Here is a 17,889-nt window from a genome sequence, read left to right as displayed (position 1 = left end):
CGATGGCATATCTATGGCTGGTCCTCAGCGCGGCGTGCAGCGTGGCCGCCAGCGTGGCGCTCAAGGCCGCGGGGGCCAATTCGTCGGCGGCGGTCGCGCTGCCCTTCACGGCGCAAGCGCTGCCCTATCTGGCCGCGATTGGGGCCTACGGGCTGGGTTTTGGCTTCTACGCGCTGGCGCTGCGCCAACTGGATCTGACGCTGGCCTATCCGCTGATGGTCGCGTTCGCGGTCGCGGGGGTGTTTCTTTACGGCCTGCTGGTCGGCGCCGAATCCGTCTCCGCCATGCGCCTGGCGGGTGCGGCCCTTATCGCACTCGGCGTTTTCCTGATCTCGAAATAGGGCTTACGGGCATTCCATGACACGTTTTTTCAGTAGCGCGGGCTATCGCTGGTTTCTGCTGTGCTGCGCCTATATCGTGATTGCGGCCGCCGTGATGAACGGCTTCTACACGAAGTGGCGTCTGAACGACGGCCATCCCTCGCTGGGGCTTTCGTATTTGGTCGAAGGCACGGGCCATCGCCCGTACGTGTACCGGCAGTTCGTGCCCGCGCTGGCCAATGGCATCCAGGCGATGCTGCCGCAGGCGACCGTGGCGCGCGTGTCGGAACGGCTGACGGAGCCCCGGCGGGTGAACAGCCGGTCGGGACTGGCGATGCGCTTTCCGGGGTCCGAAGCGATGATGCCCGCGGTCACGCTGCGCTACCACCTGGTCTACTACCTTACGTTCTTCGCGCTGTTGGCATCCCTGTTCGTCATGCGGCGCGTGTGCCTGCAAGCGGGCGCGGACGCCGTGGCCGCGACGGCGGCGCCGGCCGTGCTTGCGCTGCTGGTGCCCTTTTTCCTGACCGAGGGCGGCTATTTCTACGACTTCGTCGAACTGATGTTCATGATGATCGCGGTCCTATTGGCGATGAACGCGTCGCATCGAACGCCGCTGCGCCTGCTGGCCCTGCTGGTGGTGGCCGGGCTGGCGACCTGGAACAAGGAAGCCTTCTTCTTTTTCACACCGGCCCTGTATCCCCTGCTGCGGCGCAATCTGCCGCGCGTGCCCGCGGCCGCCCTGGTGGCGGGGCTGCTGGTGGTCTGCGGCTGCGTGTATCTGGCGCTGCGCATTCGATTCGCCGGAAATCCGGGTTCGACCGTGGACTACCAGTTGCTGGACAACCTGCGCTTTTACGTTGATCCCGGCAATTGGGTGCGCACGGAAAGCACGTATGGGGTGCTGTTGCCGCGCGGCTTCGGCATCGTGACCATATTGGCGTTCGTCGGCCTCGCCATCAACGGCTGGGGGCGTCTGCCGCAGGCCTTGCGGCAACACGCGTGGGTGGCGCTGGCCATCAACATGCCGCTGTTCGTGCTGTTCTGCTCGCCGGGCGAATTGCGCAACCTGAGCATGCTGTATCCGTCGCTGCTGTGCCTGACGGCGCTGTCGCTGTCGAAATGGCTGGCGCTGCCGGCCAGCGCAAGTCCCGCCAACGCGGTGCAAGCCTCATGACGCGTTTCTTCACCAGCGCGGCCTACCGCCGGTTTCTGATGGTGCTGCTGTACGTGACGGTCGCCGCGGCGGCGTTCAATGGCTTCTACACGAAATGGCGCTTGAACGATGGCCATGGGCCGAGTTCGCTGGCGTCGATGGTGGACGGCACGGCGTATCGGCCCTACGTGTACCGGCAGTTCGCGCCCGCCATCGCCAACGGCGTCCAGTCCCTGCTGCCGGCGGCAACCGTGGAGCGGATATCCGAGCGCCTTGCGGAGCCGCGCCGCGTGAACAGCCGCTCGGGGCTGGCGATGCGCTTTCCGGCCTCCGAGGCATTGCAGCCGTCCGTCACGCTGCGCTATCACATCGTCTACTACCTGGCCTTCCTGGCGCTGCTGGGCTCGCTGTTCGCGATGCGCGCCCTGTGCCTGCGGGCCGGGGCCAGTGCGCCCGCCGCGACCGTCGCGCCGCTGGCCATGGCCCTGATGCTGCCGTTCTTCCTGACCGAGGGCGGCTACTTCTACGATTTCTTCGAAGTGCTGTTCATGGCCTGCGCGATGCTGCTGGCATGGCGCATTCCGATCGAATCGCCCGTCCGGACCGCGGTTCGGCTGGGATTGCTGGCGGCCGTCGCGGCGGTCGGTGCGTGGAACAAAGAGGCGTTCCTTTTCTTCGTGTTGACGCTGTATCCGCTGCTGCGGCTCCGCCTGCCGCGGCTGCAGGCCGCGGCCGTGGTGGGCCTGCTGGCATTCATCTGCGGCTGCGTGTATCTGGCGATGCGCGTGCGCTATGCCGGCAATCCGGGCGGCACGGTGAGCTTCCAGCCGGGCGCCAACCTCTTTTACTTCCTGGATCCGGGCAACTGGTTCCGCACGGAAAACACGTATGGCGTAACGCTGCCCAAAGGCCTGAGCGCGGTGATGATGCTGGCGATCGCGGGCCTGGCCGCCGCCGGTTGGGGCCGCTTGCCGGCCGCGTTCCGACTGCATGTCCTGGCGGCTCTCGCCGTCAATGTGCCCTTGTTCCTGTTGTTCGCGGCGGCGGGAGAGGCGCGCAACCTGAGCATGCTGTACCCCTCGCTGCTGCTCTTGATGGCGACGGCCCTGACAGGCTGGATGACCGTTGCCCCCTCTGCCCGGGCGGGGGGGTAGCGCACCCGCGCGCCTCTCCTCTTTTGCGTGTGGCTCGGGTTTACCCCATATCCTCACGTTTGCAAAATTTGTATGATGACCCGATAACTTCTATTCAAGAGACACGTCATCATGCAGGCTTGGCCGTCATTGCTTTGTGCTGTCCGCCCCCGTTCCCCGGGGGCGTTTCATGACTGAAGAAGCCCGCATCCGCGAAGAGATCTGCACCATCGGCGCAAGCCTCTACCAGCGCGGCTACACCGTGGGCGCGGCCGGCAACATCAGCGCCCGGCTGGACGACGGCTGGCTGATCACGCCTACCGATGTCTGCCTGGGCCGCCTGGATCCCGCCGAACTGTCGAAGGTCGATCTGGACGGCAACTGGGTCGCGGGCGGCAAGCCGTCCAAGACGCTGGTCCTGCACCAGGGCATCTATCGCGCCAGCCCCGAGTCGCGCGGCATCGTGCACACGCATTCCACGCATCTGGTCGCGTTGACGCTTGCGGGCGTGTGGCGGCAGGACGAAGTGCTGCCGCCGATCACGCCTTATCAGGTCATGAAGGTTGGACGAATCCCGTTGATCGGTTACCGCCGCCCCGGCGACCCTCAAGCGGCGGCCGAGGTCGCCGCCGTGGCCGCCCAGGTGCGCGGCGCGCTGTTCGAACGGCTGGGTCCCGTGGTGTGGGAACGCTCGGTGCCGCATGCGTCGTATGCGCTGGAAGAGCTGGAGGAAACGGCCCGCCTGTGGCTGATGAGCCATCCCCGGCCGGCGCCGCTGTCCGCCGATGCCATCGAGGAACTGCGCGCGGCCTTCGGGGCGCGCTACTAAACCCGCTTTTCGTAGAAAGCTGCCGGCCGCGGCCTCGCGGACCAAGGCGGCGCATCCCTTTTGGAGACTAGTCATGCCCCCGATGGAATTGGCCTCTAACGCCGCGCCCGCGGCGTCGTCGCCGCCCGAGTCCCGCGAAACCGCTCGCGCCTATGCCAAGGTGTTCTGGCGGCTCGTGCCGTTCCTGATGCTTTGCTATGTCATCGCTTACCTGGACCGTGTCAACGTCGGCTTCGCCAAGCTGCAGATGTCGGAGGACCTGGGGTTCAGCGAAACCGTGTTCGGCTTGGGCGCCGGCGTATTCTTCATCGGCTACTTTCTGTTCGAGGTGCCCAGCAACCTCCTGATGCATCGGCTGGGGGCACGGATCTGGATCGCGCGCATCATGATCACGTGGGGCATTCTGTCGGGCATGTTCATGTTCGTCGAAACCCCGACGGGCTTCTACGTCCTGCGATTCCTGCTGGGCCTGGCCGAGGCCGGCTTCTATCCAGGCGTGATCCTGTACCTGACCTATTGGTACCCGGCCCATCGCCGCGCGAAGATCATCGCCCTGTTCATGTCGGCCATTCCCGTGGCCGGCATCTTCGGCAATCCGCTGTCGGGATGGATCATGGAAGCGTTCCACGGCACGCACGGCCTGCAGGGCTGGCAATGGATGTTCCTGATCGAGGCGGTCCCCGCGCTGCTGATCGGCGTGGTCACCATCATGTATCTGGACAACGGCATATCCAGCGCCAAATGGCTGAGCGACAACGAGAAGAAGCTGCTGACGCGCGAGATCGAACACGACCAGAAGCAGGCCGGAACCCAGAAGCATTCGCTGCGCGCGGTATTCGCCGACAAGCGCGTGTGGTGGATGTGCCTGATCTACTTTGCCTTCGTCGCGGGGCAGTACGGGCTGACGTTCTGGATGCCCACCCTGATCAAATCGACTGGCGTCACGGGCGCCTTCAATATCGGTCTGCTCAGCGCGATTCCCTTTCTTTGCGCCATCGTGGTGATGAACCTGCTGGGCCACTCGGCCGACAAGCGGCGCGAACGCCGCTGGCATCTGATCGTGCCGGCGCTGGCGGGTGCGGTGGGCTTCATGGCGGCGGCTTCCTTCGCCGACAACACCGCGGTGTCGCTGGTCTTCCTGTCGATGGCGGCCGCTGGCGTGCTGACGTGCGCGCCGCTGTTCTGGTCGCTGCCGACGGCGTTCCTGTCAGGCACGGCGGCCGCGGCCGGTATCGCCATCGTCAACTCCGTGGGCAACCTGGCCGGCTTTGCCAGCCCCTACATGATCGGCTACCTGAAGGATCTGACCAGTTCCACCGCGTCGGGCATGTATGTGCTGGCGGGCGTGCTGGTCATCGGCGCCATCGCCGTCTGGTTCACGCCGGCCAAGCTGGTGAACCGCTAGCGCGCCGCCCGCAACCACAGCACATAAAGGAATCGACATGCCGCGCCTGGCAGCAAACCTGAGCATGATGTACACGGAGCATCCCTTCCTGGACCGGTTCGCCGCCGCGGCGGCCGACGGGTTCGAGGGCGTGGAGTTTCTGTTTCCGTACGAGTTCGCGGCCGCCGAGATCCAATCGCGGCTGGACGCACACGGCTTGACGCAGGCTCTCTTCAACGCGCCGCCCGGCGACTGGACGGCGGGCGAACGCGGCATCGCGTCGCTGCCGGGCCGCGAAGACGAGTTCCGGCGCGGACTGGACCAGGCGCTGGAATACGCTGCCGTGCTGGGCAACCGCCACCTGCATGTGATGGCGGGCCTGATCGGTCCCGGGCAGGAGCGCGCCGTGCATCGCGACGTCTATCTGAAGAATCTGGCGCTGGCGGCGCGCACGGCGGCTACCGCCGGCGTGACGGTGGTGATCGAACCCATCAACACGCGCGACATCCCCGGCTTTTTCCTGAACCGGCAGGATGACGCCCAGGCCATCCGGGCCGAGGTGGGCGCGGACAACCTGAAGGTGCAGTTCGACATCTACCACTGCCAGATCGTCGAGGGCGACATCGCCGTGAAGCTCGAGCGCGACATGGCGGGCATCGGCCACATCCAGGTGGCGGGGGTGCCGGACCGGCACGAACCGGACCTGGGCGAACTGAACTATCCGTACCTGTTCCAGCGCATCGACGCGCTGGGCTATGCCGGCTGGATCGGCTGCGAATACCGTCCCAGGGCAGGCACTTCCCAAGGCCTGGGCTGGGCCCAACCCTATCTATCCAATCGTTGAGCACTCCATCATGAAGATACTGATCACTGGCGGCGCGGGATTCCTGGGCCAGCGGCTGGCCCGCAAACTGCTGGAGCAGGGCACGCTAACGCTCGATGGCGGCAAGCCCCAGGCCATCACGCAAATCGGCCTGCTGGATGTCGTCAAGCCGGACGCGCTGACGGACCCGCGCGTGCGCCCGCTGGTGGGCGACATCGCCGAACCGGCGGTGCTGAGCCAGGCCATCGACGCCGATACCCGCGCCATCTTCCATCTGGCGGCCATCGTCAGCGGACAGGCGGAGGCCGACTTCGACCTGGGCATGCGCATCAATCTGGATGCTTCGCGCGCCCTGCTGGAGACCTGCCGCGCGCGGGGCCACACGCCGCGCGTGATCTTCACGAGTTCGGTGGCGGTGTATGGCGGCGCCTTGCCGGAAACCGTGCGCGACGACACCGCGCTCAATCCGCAATCGTCCTACGGCACCCAAAAGGCGATCGCCGAGCTGCTGCTGGCCGACTACACGCGGCGCGGCTTCGTCGACGGGCGCGTACTGCGTCTGCCCACCATCAGCGTGCGTCCCGGACGCCCGAATGCGGCGGCGTCCTCGTTCGCAAGCGGCATCATCCGTGAACCCTTGAATGGCGAGCCGGCGGTGTGTCCGGTCGGCGCCGATACGCGTCTGTGGCTGCTGTCGCCGCGCGGCGCGATCCAGGCCCTGATCGCGGGCTGCGAACTGGAGGCGGGCGCGGTCGCGGACCGCGCGCCCATCAACCTGCCGGGCGTGTCGGTCACCGTGGCCGAGATGGCGCAGGCCTTGCGTGACGTCGCGGGCGACGAGGTCGCCGACCGCATCGGCTGGCAGGCAGACGAACGCGTGGAACGCATCGTCGGAAGCTGGCCGGGCCGCTGGGACACCACGCGCGCGGCGCGGCTGGGCTTGAAAGGCGACGCAAGCTTCGCCGACATCATCCGGGCCTACATGGCCGACGACCTGCCGCGCTGAAGCGCATTCCTACCCCCTTCCCGCGACGGACGAAAGACGACATGACAACTTCCACAGAAACACCACGCCGCGTTGGCGTGATCGGCCTGGGCGCCATGGGCGCGGGCATCGCGCAAAGCCTGCGCCGCGCCGGACATGCCGTGCATGTGTACGACATCCGTCCGGACGCCGCCGCGGCTTTCGCGGCGCAGGGCGGCGTGGCATGCGCGTGCCTGTCCGACATGGCAGCCGCCTGCGACATCGTGATCAGCGTGGTCGTCAACGCGCAGCAGACCGAGGCCGTGCTGTATGGCGACGGCGGGATCGCCGCCGCCTTGCGGCCGGGTTCCGTATTCGTCATGTGTTCCACCGTGGATCCCAACTGGTCCGTCGCCATGGAAGCGCGATTGGCCGGGCAGGGCATCCTGTACCTGGACGCGCCCATCTCCGGCGGCGCGGCCAAGGCGGCCGCGGGCCAGATGACCATGATGACCGCGGGCAACGCTGCGGCCTACGAGGCCTGCCTGCCGGTGCTGGAATCGATGGCGGGCAAGGTCTATCGCCTGGGCGACAGCGCCGGGGCGGGCAGCAAGGTCAAGATCATCAACCAGTTGCTGGCCGGCGTGCACATCGCGGCCGCCGCCGAGGCCATGGCGCTGGGCCTGCGCGAAGGCGTGGACGCCGATGCCCTGTATGAGGTCATCACGCACAGCGCGGGCAATAGCTGGATGTTCGAAAACCGCATGGCCCACGTGCTGGCCGGCGACTACACGCCGCTGTCCGCCGTGGACATCTTTGTGAAGGACCTGGGGCTGGTGCTGGACACCGCAAGGCACTCCCGCTTTCCGCTGCCGCTGGCGTCTACCGCGCATCAGATGTTCATGCAGGCATCCACGGCCGGCCATGGCCGCGAGGACGACAGCGCGGTGATCAAGATATTCCCGGGCATTTCCCTGCCGGAGGCCAAATGACCATCAAGCTGGGCTGTATCGCCGACGATTTCACGGGCGCCACCGATCTGGCCAACAACCTGGTCCGCGCGGGCATGCGCACGGTGCAGGCCATCGGCATTCCCGGCGCGCCGTTGCGTGACGACGCGGATGCCGTCGTGGTCGCGCTGAAGACCCGCACCCTGCCGGCGGAAGAGGCCGTGGCGCAGTCGCTGGCGGCGCTGCAATGGCTGCGGGCGCAGGGCGCCGAACAGATCTATTTCAAGTACTGCTCCACGTTCGACAGCACGCCAAGGGGCAATATCGGGCCGGTCACCGATGCGCTGATGGCCAGCCTGGGCACGGCCTTTACCATTGCCACCCCGGCGTTTCCCGACAACAAGCGCACGGTGTTCAAGGGTTATCTGTTTGCCGGCGATGTATTGCTGAACGAATCCGGCATGCAGCACCATCCGCTGACCCCGATGACCGATCCCAACCTGGTGCGCGTGCTGGCGGCGCAGACCTCGCGTCGGGTCGGCCTGATCGATTACGGCGTCGTCGCGCGCGGCAGCGATGCCATCCGCGCCCGCATCCAGGAACTGACGGCGCAAGGCATCGAGATCGCCATCGTCGATGCCGTGTCCAACGACGATCTGCTGGCCTTGGGCCCGGCCCTGCGCGGCATGCCGCTGGTCACGGCCGGCTCCGGGGTGGCGATCTGCCTGCCCGGGAACTGGGGGCTGGCGGCCGTCAGCGCGGCCAGCACGGCGCGCGCGCAGGGGTTGCAGGCGGTGGTGGCGGGAAGCTGCTCCACCGCCACGAACGGGCAGGTGGCCGCCTTCATCGAAAGCGGCCGGCCGGCGCTGGCGCTGGACCCGATGAAACTGGCCGCGGGCGAAGACGTCGTGGGCCAGGCGCTGGCCTGGGCAGAGCCGCGCATGCAGGATGGTCCGGTGCTCATCTATTCGACGGCGCAGCCCGACACGGTCAGGCAGACTCAAGGCGCGCTGGGCGCTGACCGCGCGGGCGCCATGATCGAGTCGGCCATCGCACGCATCGCAACCGGGCTGGTGGAGCGCGGCGTCAGGCAGTTGATCGTGGCGGGGGGCGAGACGTCCGGCGCGGTGGTGCAGGCGCTGGGGCTGGAGCAGATCGCGATCGGCGAGCAGATCGATCCGGGCGTGCCGTGGTGCGCGGGTTATGCGCCGGTGGCGGGGGGCGATATCAGCATCGCGCTGAAGTCCGGAAACTTCGGCACGCCGGACTTCTTCACGAAGGCGTTCCTGTAGGCGTTTGGCGCGGACGGGGGCCGGAGGCCGCCGGGATCAGCGATGCGCCTGGCTCAGCCGCTTGGCCGCGTTCACCATGTGGATGCGGGCGGCTTCGCGCGCGCCGTCGATGTCCTTGCGGCGGATGGCCTCGACGATGGCGATGTGCTCTTGCAGCACGTCGCGCATCAGGTTGGCATGGCGGGCCTCGTTGCCGCGCGTGACGCGCGTGGCCGCTTCCAGGAACTGGCTGACGAATGCCAGCGTCGTCATGAAATAGGGGTTGCCGGTGGCCCGCGCAATGCTGCGATGGAAGGCGACGTCTTCCTGCACGCCGTCTCCGCCGTTGTCCACGGCCTGCGAGATCGCGGCCAGTGCCGCGTCGATGTCCGCCATGTCCTGCTTGCTGCGTCCCGCCGCGGCCTGCGCCGCGATCTCGGTTTCCAGGGCGCGGCGCAAATCGACGATATGCAGCACGGCATCCAGCGTGGAGAGCTCGGCCGCGTCGATCCGCAGCGCTCTGTTGCCGGTATGGCCGGTGACGTAAACCCCGCTGCCTTGCCGCGCTTCGACCACGCCGTCCTGCCGCAGCCGCGACACGGCTTCGCGGATGACCGTGCGGCTGACGCCGAACTGTTCCGCCAGGGCGCTTTCGGTGGGCAGCTTTTCGCCGGGCAGCACGCGACCCTCGTCGATCTCGGCGAGCAGGCGCTTGGCGACCGTGTCGGTCAGGGTGGGAGGAGAGGGAAGTCGGGGAAACGCCATGGACAGGGACAGGAGAGAAGGCGAAATAGCCGGTCTCGAAGTCATCGGCGGCGCCAGGAGCCAATGATAACCCGGTCCATCGGCGGGTTTGCGGTCGCCATGGGCGTCCTGGCCGCACGATTTCCGAAGTCCGCGCGCACAACAGGCATGCCGGTGGTGTACGGTCTGGGGTGTCTCCGTCCTTGGCGGAGACGCGACCGCAGCGTCCATGACCTCGATAACCAGGAGTCCTGCCATGCCAGCCTTGACCCGTTATTTCTCGAGCAGCTACGCGCAGGCGCGCGAGCGATTCCTGGCCGGGGCCCAGCCCGTGGCGGCGCTCATCGAGTCCTATGCCATCGATCCCGCCGGCAGCCAGGGCGAACCGCTGGCCACCGATGTGGCTCTGATCGGCGACGCCGACGCCCGGCGCCTGCTGATCATGACGTCGGCCACGCACGGGGTCGAAGGGTTCTGCGGTTCGGGCTGTCAGCTTGCCCTGCTGGACGACGCGCCCATGCTGGAACGCGCGCGCCGGGCGGGTGTGGCGCTCTTGCTGGTGCATGCGGTGAATCCGTACGGGTTCTCGTGGATCGCGCGCACCGACGAAGGCAATGTGGATCTGAACCGCAACGCCCAGCCGTTCGACGGCAGCCCGCTGCCGGCCAATCCGGGCTATGGCGATATCCATGGCCTGTTGCTGCCACCGGAATGGCCGCCCACGGAGAAGAATCGTCGGGACATCGCCCTTTATCTGGACAAGCACGGCCAGGCGGCGACGATACAGGCCGTCTCGCGCGGCCAGTACACGCATGCCGACGGTCTCTTCTACGGTGGCGGCCGCCACGCCCCGTCGCTCCTGAATCTGCGGACCATCCTGCGGGCGCACGCCAGCCGCTACGCGCACATAGGCTGGATCGATGTGCATACGGGGCTGGGGCCGCGCGGCCACGGCGAGAAGATCTACGCCGGCCGGCGCGACGATGCCGAAGTGGCGCGCGCGCGCCAATGGTGGGGCAGCGACATCGCGGTGCCCTACCAGGGCACGTCCGCGTCGGTGGACATTACCGGCCATCTGGCCGGACTGATCTATCAAGCCTGCCCGGATGCGGTGCCGACCCTGATGGCGCTGGAATTCGGCACCCTGCCATGGGAAGGCGTGGTGCATGCACTGCGCGGGCGAAACTGGCTGCGCGCGCATCCCGAGGCCGACGAGGCGCTGCGCCGCGACATCCTGCAGGCCACGCTGGACGCGTTCTATTGCGGCCAGGAAGACTGGCAGGGCATGGTTCTGGGCCAGAGCCGCGTGGCCGTGCTGCAGGCGCTGTGCGGCCTGGAAGCAGGCGGGTAGCCACTCACCGATTCGCGGGTTGCACCTGTCGCGGCTTGCACTTTACGGCAGGTTGCACCGGTTGGAGGCCCGCGGCAGGGATTACCCGCGAGTATCGAGTTGTCATGGGTTATCCCTAGTTGAGCCGCGCAGCAACCCGTCGATATGCTTGGTTAACCGTAGGAGCCATAGAGTTTCCACCGGAGGAGTTCCAACCGAGCCGGCACTTGCTGCAAGGAAACAGGATTTGCATAACGCGCCTCCTTTGAACTCGGCCGTCACGGCCACCCGGGGAAAGCCTCTGCGCGTGATTCCGTGGGCCACGTGGCTGCACCGCGTCTTCGTTGTCCTGATGTATGCGTTCATGCTCAGCCCCATCGTGCTGGTGGTCTGGCTGAGCTTCTTCAAGGACGCCATCCTCTACTTTCCGCCGTCCGGCTACACGCTGTCCTGGTACGTGAAAGCCTGGGAGAACCCGGCGTTCGCCAATGGCTTTCTTTTCAGCCTGCAGGTGTCGCTCGTCGCCGCGTTCGTGGGCGTCATCATGGGCGTGCTGGCCGCCGTCGCCATCGCGCGCTACCGCTTTCAGGGCAGCAAGGGGATCAACACCTTGCTGCTGTCGCCCCTGCTGATCCCTGGCATCGTCGCGGGCGTGGGCATCTATCTTTTCTACCTGCGCGCCGAAGAGGTGTTGGACAAGGATCTGGTCGGCACCTTCGGCGGGCTGGTCATCGCGCATGTGTGCCTGACGATCCCGTGGACCGTGCGGCTTGTCACCGCCGGCATGGCGGGCCTGGATGGCTCGATCGAAGAGGCGGCGCGCAACCTGGGCGCCAGCGCGCCGGTCGCGTTCATGCGGGTCACCTTGCCCATGCTGCGTCCTTCCATCGTCGCGGCGGCGCTTTTCAGTTTCGTGGTGTCCTTCGAAAACCTGGAGCTGTCGCTGTCGCTGGTCGGGCCGGGGCGCACCACGCTTCCGATCGCCATCATGCAGTACCTGGAATTCAATCTGGACCCGACCATCGCCTCGGTGGCCTCGGTGCAAATCCTGCTGTTGGGCATCATCATGCTTGTGACCGACCGCTATGTGAAACTCAGTCAGGTGGTGTAAGAAATGGCGAAGGTCTCGATCGAAAATATCCGCAAGCAGTTCGGCGCGGCGGTGGCGGTGTCGGACTTTTCACTGGAGATCGCTGAAGGCGAACTGGTGACTTTCCTGGGCCCCAGCGGCTGCGGCAAGACTACGACGCTGCGCATGATCGCCGGCTTCATCGCCCCCACGGCGGGGCGAATCCGCATCGGAGACACCGACGTGACGCGGCTGCCGGTGCACAAACGCGATACCGGCATGGTGTTCCAGCGCTACGCGCTGTTTCCGCACATGACCGTGGCCGAGAACGTGGCGTTCGGTCTTGAAATGCACAAGGTTCCCAAGCCGGACCGCGAGGGCAAGGTCCGGCGCGTGCTGGACATGGTGCGCATGACCGAGCTGCGCGAACGCTATCCGCGCCAGCTCTCCGGCGGCCAGCAGCAGCGGGTGGCCATCGCGCGCGCGCTGGCGATCGAACCCAAGGTCTTCCTGCTGGATGAGCCGCTGTCCAACCTGGATGCCAAGCTGCGCCTGGAAGTCCGCGAGGAAATCCGGTCCTTGCAGCGGCGCCTTGGACTGACCACCGTGTTCGTCACGCACGACCAGGAAGAGGCCCTGGCTATCGCGGACCGCATGGCCATCATGCATGACGGCATCGTGCAGCAGGTGGGCGCGCCGGACACGCTGTATGAGCGGCCGGCCAATCTGTTCGTGGCGGACTTCCTGGGCAAGATGAACGTGTTCCAGGGGCGCGGCCAGGCCGGCAACGTGTTCCAGACCGCGGCGGGCCAGCGCATCGCGGCGCCCGCCGGCGACGGCGCCACCCATGTGGGCGTGCGGCCCGAGCGGGTCCGCCTGCAGGAACAGCCGTCGGGCGGCAACGCGCTGGCGGGCGTGGTCGAGTCATCGCTGTACCTGGGGTCGGTGCTGGAAGTGCGCGTGCAACTCGAAGGCGGCGACCGCATGGTCAGCCAGATCGTCAACGGGGGCGCCCGCGGCGCGCCGCCCGCGCCCGGCGCGCGCGTCTACGCGTGCTTCGATCCCGACGACTGCGTCGCCTTCACGCAATAGGAGCGCCGCGATGACGACCGCGACACAAGACGGACGCCCCAGCCGCTGGCTGGGGCCGGGGCTGGCGTTTCCGGCGTCCCTGGTGGTGCTGGTGATCATCATGATCCCCATTCTTCAGTTGGCGCGCTACAGCTTCAATCAATTCGACCCGGCGGAGCTGATGCAGACCGCCTTCACATTCGACAATTACGCCAAGTTCTTCGGCGACCCCTACTACCGCGACATCTTCTTCACCACCCTCGGCATCGCGGCGCTGTGTACCGTGCTGGCCCTGGTGCTGGGCTTCCCGGTGGCGTACTTTCTTGCGCGCACGCAAAGCCGGTACAAGAGCCTGTTCGTGATCCTGCTGGTCTTTCCGCTGATGGTGGGCAACGTGGTGCGCGCGGCCGGCTGGATGGTGGCGCTGGGCAACGCCGGCGTCGTCAATGCCGTGCTGCAGGGACTGGGCATCATCGGCAAGCCGCTGACGCTGATGTATACGCCCACGGCGGTCGTCATCGGCACCACCGCCGTGGTCATGCCCTATCTGATCCTGACGTTGCAAAGCGTGCTGGAAGGCATGGATCTGTCGGTGGAAGAGGCCGCGCGCAACGTGGGCGCCAGCTTCTTCACCACCTTCCGACGCATCGTGCTGCCTATCGCCGCGCCCGGCGTGGCGGCGGGCACGATGCTGGTGTTCATTCTTTGCATGAATGCCTACGCGACGCCGGTGCTGCTGGGCGGTTCCGGCCTGACCATGATGGCGCCCGCGCTGTACGACCAGATCACCAAGGCTTCGAACTGGCCGTTCGGCGCCGCGCTGGCCGTCATTCTGGTTTGCGGCACGCTTGTCATCGCCCTGATTTCAAACTGGCTGATCCACCGCCGCTATATCAAGACCATGGCGTCCTGATCCCGGTCACACTCCAAGGAAATCCTCATGGCTGCTGTACTGTTCAAGAATGCAAACCTGCTTGATCCCTTGCAGGCCGACTTGTTGGAGGGCCACCATGTCCTGGTCGAGGACGGCGTCATCAGGGAAGTGTCGGACAAACCCATCAGCTCGGCCTCCGCCCGGGTAATCGACGCCGCGGGCCGCACGCTGATGCCCGGCCTGATCGACCTGCATGTGCATGTGCTGGCGACCCAGTTGAACCTGAGCACACAGGGCGTGCTGCCCGATGCGCTCGTCATGATGCGGGCGGTGCCCATCATGGCGGCCATGCTGCGCCGGGGCTTCACGACCGTGCGCGATGCCGGCGGCGCGGGCTGGGGCCTGAAATGCGCGGTCAATGAAGGCACGGTCCAGGGGCCTCGGCTGTTCATATCGGGCCGCGCCATCAGCCAGACGGGCGGCCACGGCGATCCTCGCCCGCGTTCGGATCATCTGCGTCCCATGAGCTTCTGCGGCTGCTGCTTCCGCGCCGGCGATATCGGCCGGGTGGCGGACGGCATCGACGATGTGCGCAAGGCCGTGCGCCAGGAACTGCAGATGGGCGCGGACCAGATCAAGATGATGGCTTCGGGCGGCGTGGCTTCGCCCACCGACCCTATCGCATCGTTTGGCTACTCGGAAGAAGAGATCCGCGTCATCGTCGACGAGGCCGCCAGCCGCCAGACCTACGTGATGGCGCACTCCTACACGGCGGATGCGATCGAGCGCGCCATCCGCAACGGCGTGCGCACGATCGAGCACGGCAATCTGGTCGATGAGCGCGTGGCGCGCTTCATGGCCGAGAAGGGCGCCTTCGTGGTGCCCACGCTGGTCACCTACGAGGCGCTGGCCAACGAAGGCGCTGACTACGGCCTGCCCCCGGATTCGGTGGCGAAGATCGCCACCGTGCGCACCGCGGGCCTGCATTCGCTGGAGATCTATAAAAAGGCCGGCGTGAAGATAGGCTACGGCTCCGACCTGCTGGGCCCGTCCCAGCGGCTGCAGAGCGATGAATTCCGCATCCGCAACGAGGTGCTGTCCACGCAGGAAGTCATCCAGTGCGCGACAACCACCGCCGCCGAGGTCCTGAACCAGGTCGGCCAGCTTGGCCGCATCGAGCCGGGCGCGCTGGCCGACGTGTTGCTGGTGGATGGCAATCCGTACCGCGATCTGTCCTGCCTGCTGGGCCAGGGCGAACACCTCTCGCTGATCATGAAAGGCGGGGTCATCGAACACAACGCAATGGGGGTGTAGGCGCCATGAGCGATCCCACGTTTTCCCAATCGGAAGTCGGCGAAGAATCGCGCGATGTCAACGCCGCCAAGGGCTGGCATCCGCCCTCCGCGCCCGTGGACCGGGACCGGGGGCAAGGGCCGTTCGCGCGGCTGATCCTGCGCGGCGCCACCATCATCGACGGCACCGGCGCACCGCCCTGGGGGCCGGTGGATATCGTGATCGAGAACGACCGGATCACCGCCCTGGTCAACGTGGGCACGCCGCACAAGGCCATCGACGCCAAGCGCCGGCCAGGCCCGGGCGACCACGAGATCGATTGCCACGGCAAGTTCGTGACGCCCGGCTTCGTGGATGCGCACGCGCACATCGGTACCCCGTACCACGCCATGAGCGGCATCGTGCCGCCGGCCGATTACATCTACAAGCTCTGGCTCGCGCATGGCGTGACCACCGTGCGCGAGATGGGCGCGATGGGCGGGCTGGGCTGGACGCTGGAGCAACGCGAACTTGCCGCCGCCAACAGGATCGCGGCGCCGCGCATGGTGGTGCATTCGGTGTTCCCCGCCGTCAACGACCGGGTCAAGACGATCCATACCCCGGAGCAGGGACGGGAGTGGGTGCGCAAGCTGGCGGCGCGCGGCGCGGACGGCATCAAATTCTTCGGTGCGCCGCCGGCCATCATGGAAGCCGCGCTGGACGAAGCGTCGCAACTTGGCCTGCGCTCGGGCTGCCATCATGCGCAGATGGCGGTGACGCGTGTGAATGCGCTGAAATCCGCGCGCTGGGGGCTGACCAGTTCCGAGCACTACTACGGATTGCCCGAGGCCCTGTTCGACGACCGCGTGGTGCAGTCCTTTCCCACCGACTACAACTACAGCGACGAGTACTACCGCTTCGCGGCGGCGGGCCAGACCTTCATGCAGGCCGCGCAGCCCGGGTCGGCCAAGTGGCGCCAGGTCATGGACCAGTTCCTTGAACTGGGCCACACCTTCGTGCCCACCTTCAACATCTACGACGCCAACCGCGACCTGATGCGGGCGCGCCGCGCGGACTGGCACGACGACTACACCTGGAAGGCGGTGTGGAAGTACTTCCAGCCGCAACGCGGCGGCCATGGCGCCTACTGGTACCGCTGGAGCACCACCAACGAGATCGAGTGGAAGCAGAACTACCGGCTGTGGATGCAATTCATCAACGAATATAAAAACCTGGGCGGCCGTGTTTGCGCCGGCAGCGATTCGGGCTTCATCTTCCAGATCTACGGGTTTGGCTTCATCCGCGAGCTGGAGCTGCTGCAGGAGGCGGGTTTTCATCCCATTGAAGTGCTGCGCGCGGCCACCTCCCAGAGCGCGGCGCTGCTGGGCATCGATGACGATACCGGCTCCATCGATGTGCAGAAACGCGCCGACCTGCTGATCCACGACCAGAATCCCCTGACCGACTTCAAGCTGCTGTTCGGCACCGGCGCCATGCGCTTGAACGACGACACGGCCAAGGTGGAATGGAAGCGCTGCCTGCGCACCACGATCAAGTCCGGCGTGGTGTACGACACCGCCGAGCTGTTGGCGGATGTGCGCGCCATGGTCAAGGATAGTTGGGCGGACGACCCGGACGGCGAGCGGCCGCCCCTTGGGGGAGCGCCCGCGGGGTCTCCCTGCGACAGCGGCGGGGATGCGTCCTGACATGGCCATCGACCTGTTCCTGCTCTGCGGGTTCCTGGGCAGCGGCAAGACCACGCTGCTGGTGGATTACCTGCGCGATCCGGCGTCGGCCGACACGGGCGTGATCGTCAACGAGGCGGGCGAGGTTGGCGTCGACGGCGCCATCGTCGCCAACGACAGCGGCAACGTGCCGATGACCTTGATGGCCAATGGCTGCGTCTGCTGCTCGCTACGCAGCGATCTGGTCCATACGCTCAGCGTGCTGTTGGACGCGCCCCGGCCGGAAGGCGCGGGACCGCTCGCGCGCGTCATCCTGGAATGCAGCGGCTTGTCGCGGCCCGGCCCTGTCATCGCGTCGCTGGCGGATCCCGAGCTGGCCAGCCGGGGCTTGCGGCTCACGGTGGTCTGCACGGACGACTGCGCGCGCGACGTCGAGGCGCTGGCCGGCATGGACGAGGCCATGGCGCAGTTTGGCGCCGCCCATCGCATTGTGCTGACCAAGACCGATCTGCTGCCGCCTGGCGGATTGGACGTGCGCGCCGCGCGTGCCGCGGGGTTGAATCCCCTGGCGGAGGTGGTGGCCGAGCTGGACCGCGGACGCGCCGTGCAGGCAGCATTCGCCCCGGCTCTAGGCGTGACGGACCTGGCGGACCTGGCCGCGCGCGTGCTGGCGGCGGGCGGGCAGGGCGCTGCGCATCCGCGCATCCGGGTCATGGCGGCCCGTGCGCGCACCGGCATAAGCTGGACGGATTTTTCAGAATGGCTGGATAACCTGGCCGGGCTTTGCGGCGAACGCCTGCTGCGCGTGAAGGCCGTGGTGCGTGTGCGCGAATGCGCGGAACCCATATTGATCCAGTCCGTCGGCACGACCTTCAGCGCGCCGCAGCGGCTGACTCGCCAGCCCGATGCGCGCGACGCCATCATCGTGATCGCCCGCGATATCGAAGCCGACGAGATCCGGGCGTCCGTGCCCGACGCGCCGGTGGAGCTGCTGGCCTGAACCCTTTTACCCCC

General features: G+C 66.8%; 17 protein-coding genes. 16 read left to right on the top strand and 1 reads right to left on the bottom strand.

The window, feature by feature from the left end:
* The first annotated feature begins 2 nt into the window (after nt 1-2).
* The 9 genes from ASE30_RS17865 to otnK all read left to right on the top strand — a co-directional run bounded on the left by ASE30_RS17865 (nt 3) and on the right by otnK (nt 8,851).
* Nucleotides 3-341, top strand: a complete 339-nt coding sequence (locus tag ASE30_RS17865; RefSeq protein WP_057285610.1) for an SMR family transporter — start codon at nt 3-5, stop codon at nt 339-341.
* A gap of 16 nt (nt 342-357) precedes the next feature.
* Nucleotides 358-1,497, top strand: a complete 1,140-nt coding sequence (locus ASE30_RS17860) for a hypothetical protein (RefSeq protein ID WP_057285609.1) — start codon at nt 358-360, stop codon at nt 1,495-1,497.
* The gene (locus tag ASE30_RS17855; RefSeq protein WP_057285608.1) at nt 1,494-2,630 is read left to right on the top strand and encodes a hypothetical protein; all 1,137 of its coding nucleotides are present in this window, start codon (nt 1,494-1,496) and stop codon (nt 2,628-2,630) included. The genes ASE30_RS17860 and ASE30_RS17855 overlap by 4 nt, the downstream gene beginning before the upstream one ends.
* A 169-nt stretch (nt 2,631-2,799) precedes the next feature.
* Nucleotides 2,800-3,438, top strand: coding sequence for an aldolase (locus ASE30_RS17850; protein WP_057285607.1), 639 nt, complete (start codon nt 2,800-2,802; stop codon nt 3,436-3,438).
* A 73-nt stretch (nt 3,439-3,511) separates the two neighbouring features.
* Nucleotides 3,512-4,843 carry an MFS transporter gene (locus tag ASE30_RS17845; RefSeq protein ID WP_057285606.1) on the top strand — a complete coding sequence of 444 codons (1,332 nt, stop codon included), beginning with the start codon at nt 3,512-3,514 and terminating at the stop codon, nt 4,841-4,843.
* A gap of 37 nt (nt 4,844-4,880) precedes the next feature.
* A complete protein-coding gene (gene otnI / locus ASE30_RS17840) occupies nt 4,881-5,666 on the top strand; it encodes a 2-oxo-tetronate isomerase (RefSeq protein ID WP_057285605.1) in 786 nt (261 codons plus the stop codon).
* Nucleotides 5,667-5,676: 10 nt separating this feature from the next.
* Nucleotides 5,677-6,651, top strand: a complete 975-nt coding sequence (gene denD, locus ASE30_RS17835; protein WP_057285604.1) for a D-erythronate dehydrogenase — start codon at nt 5,677-5,679, stop codon at nt 6,649-6,651.
* A 41-nt stretch (nt 6,652-6,692) separates the two neighbouring features.
* On the top strand, nt 6,693-7,601 hold the full coding sequence (gene ltnD / locus ASE30_RS17830) for an L-threonate dehydrogenase (RefSeq protein WP_057285603.1): 909 nt from the start codon (nt 6,693-6,695) through the stop codon (nt 7,599-7,601).
* Nucleotides 7,598-8,851, top strand: coding sequence for a 3-oxo-tetronate kinase (gene otnK, locus ASE30_RS17825; RefSeq protein ID WP_057285602.1), 1,254 nt, complete (start codon nt 7,598-7,600; stop codon nt 8,849-8,851). The genes ltnD and otnK overlap by 4 nt, the downstream gene beginning before the upstream one ends.
* 36 nt (nt 8,852-8,887) lie before the next feature.
* On the opposite strand, the gene ASE30_RS17820 is transcribed toward otnK, so the two are convergent.
* A complete protein-coding gene (locus ASE30_RS17820; RefSeq protein WP_057285601.1) occupies nt 8,888-9,595 on the bottom strand; it encodes a FadR/GntR family transcriptional regulator in 708 nt (235 codons plus the stop codon).
* A 235-nt stretch (nt 9,596-9,830) separates the two neighbouring features.
* Here ASE30_RS17820 and ASE30_RS17815 point away from each other — a divergent pair, with 235 nt between their 5' ends.
* The 7 genes from ASE30_RS17815 to ASE30_RS17785 all read left to right on the top strand — a co-directional run bounded on the left by ASE30_RS17815 (nt 9,831) and on the right by ASE30_RS17785 (nt 17,875).
* Nucleotides 9,831-10,925: a M14 family metallopeptidase gene (locus ASE30_RS17815; protein ID WP_057285600.1), complete on the top strand. Its 1,095-nt coding sequence runs from the start codon at nt 9,831-9,833 to the stop codon at nt 10,923-10,925.
* A 226-nt stretch (nt 10,926-11,151) separates the two neighbouring features.
* The gene (locus ASE30_RS17810; RefSeq protein ID WP_235515284.1) at nt 11,152-12,015 is read left to right on the top strand and encodes an ABC transporter permease; all 864 of its coding nucleotides are present in this window, start codon (nt 11,152-11,154) and stop codon (nt 12,013-12,015) included.
* Between the two features lie 3 nt (nt 12,016-12,018).
* On the top strand, nt 12,019-13,065 hold the full coding sequence (locus tag ASE30_RS17805) for an ABC transporter ATP-binding protein (RefSeq protein ID WP_057285599.1): 1,047 nt from the start codon (nt 12,019-12,021) through the stop codon (nt 13,063-13,065).
* Nucleotides 13,066-13,075: 10 nt separating this feature from the next.
* Complete coding sequence (locus tag ASE30_RS17800; RefSeq protein WP_057285598.1) at nt 13,076-13,957, top strand: ABC transporter permease; 882 nt, start codon at nt 13,076-13,078, stop codon at nt 13,955-13,957.
* Nucleotides 13,958-13,984: 27 nt separating this feature from the next.
* The gene (locus ASE30_RS17795; RefSeq protein ID WP_057285597.1) at nt 13,985-15,232 is read left to right on the top strand and encodes an amidohydrolase family protein; all 1,248 of its coding nucleotides are present in this window, start codon (nt 13,985-13,987) and stop codon (nt 15,230-15,232) included.
* Nucleotides 15,233-15,237: 5 nt separating this feature from the next.
* A complete protein-coding gene (locus ASE30_RS17790; protein ID WP_057285596.1) occupies nt 15,238-16,896 on the top strand; it encodes an amidohydrolase family protein in 1,659 nt (552 codons plus the stop codon).
* 1 nt (nt 16,897) lies between these two features.
* A complete protein-coding gene (locus ASE30_RS17785; protein WP_057285595.1) occupies nt 16,898-17,875 on the top strand; it encodes a GTP-binding protein in 978 nt (325 codons plus the stop codon).
* Nucleotides 17,876-17,889: the final 14 nt, after the last annotated feature.

The organism is Achromobacter sp. Root83, from assembly GCF_001428845.1.
GTDB lineage: Bacteria > Pseudomonadota > Gammaproteobacteria > Burkholderiales > Burkholderiaceae_B > Achromobacter.
Note: the sequence above shows the minus strand (reverse complement) of the source record. Positions and strands in the feature narration are given on the sequence as shown.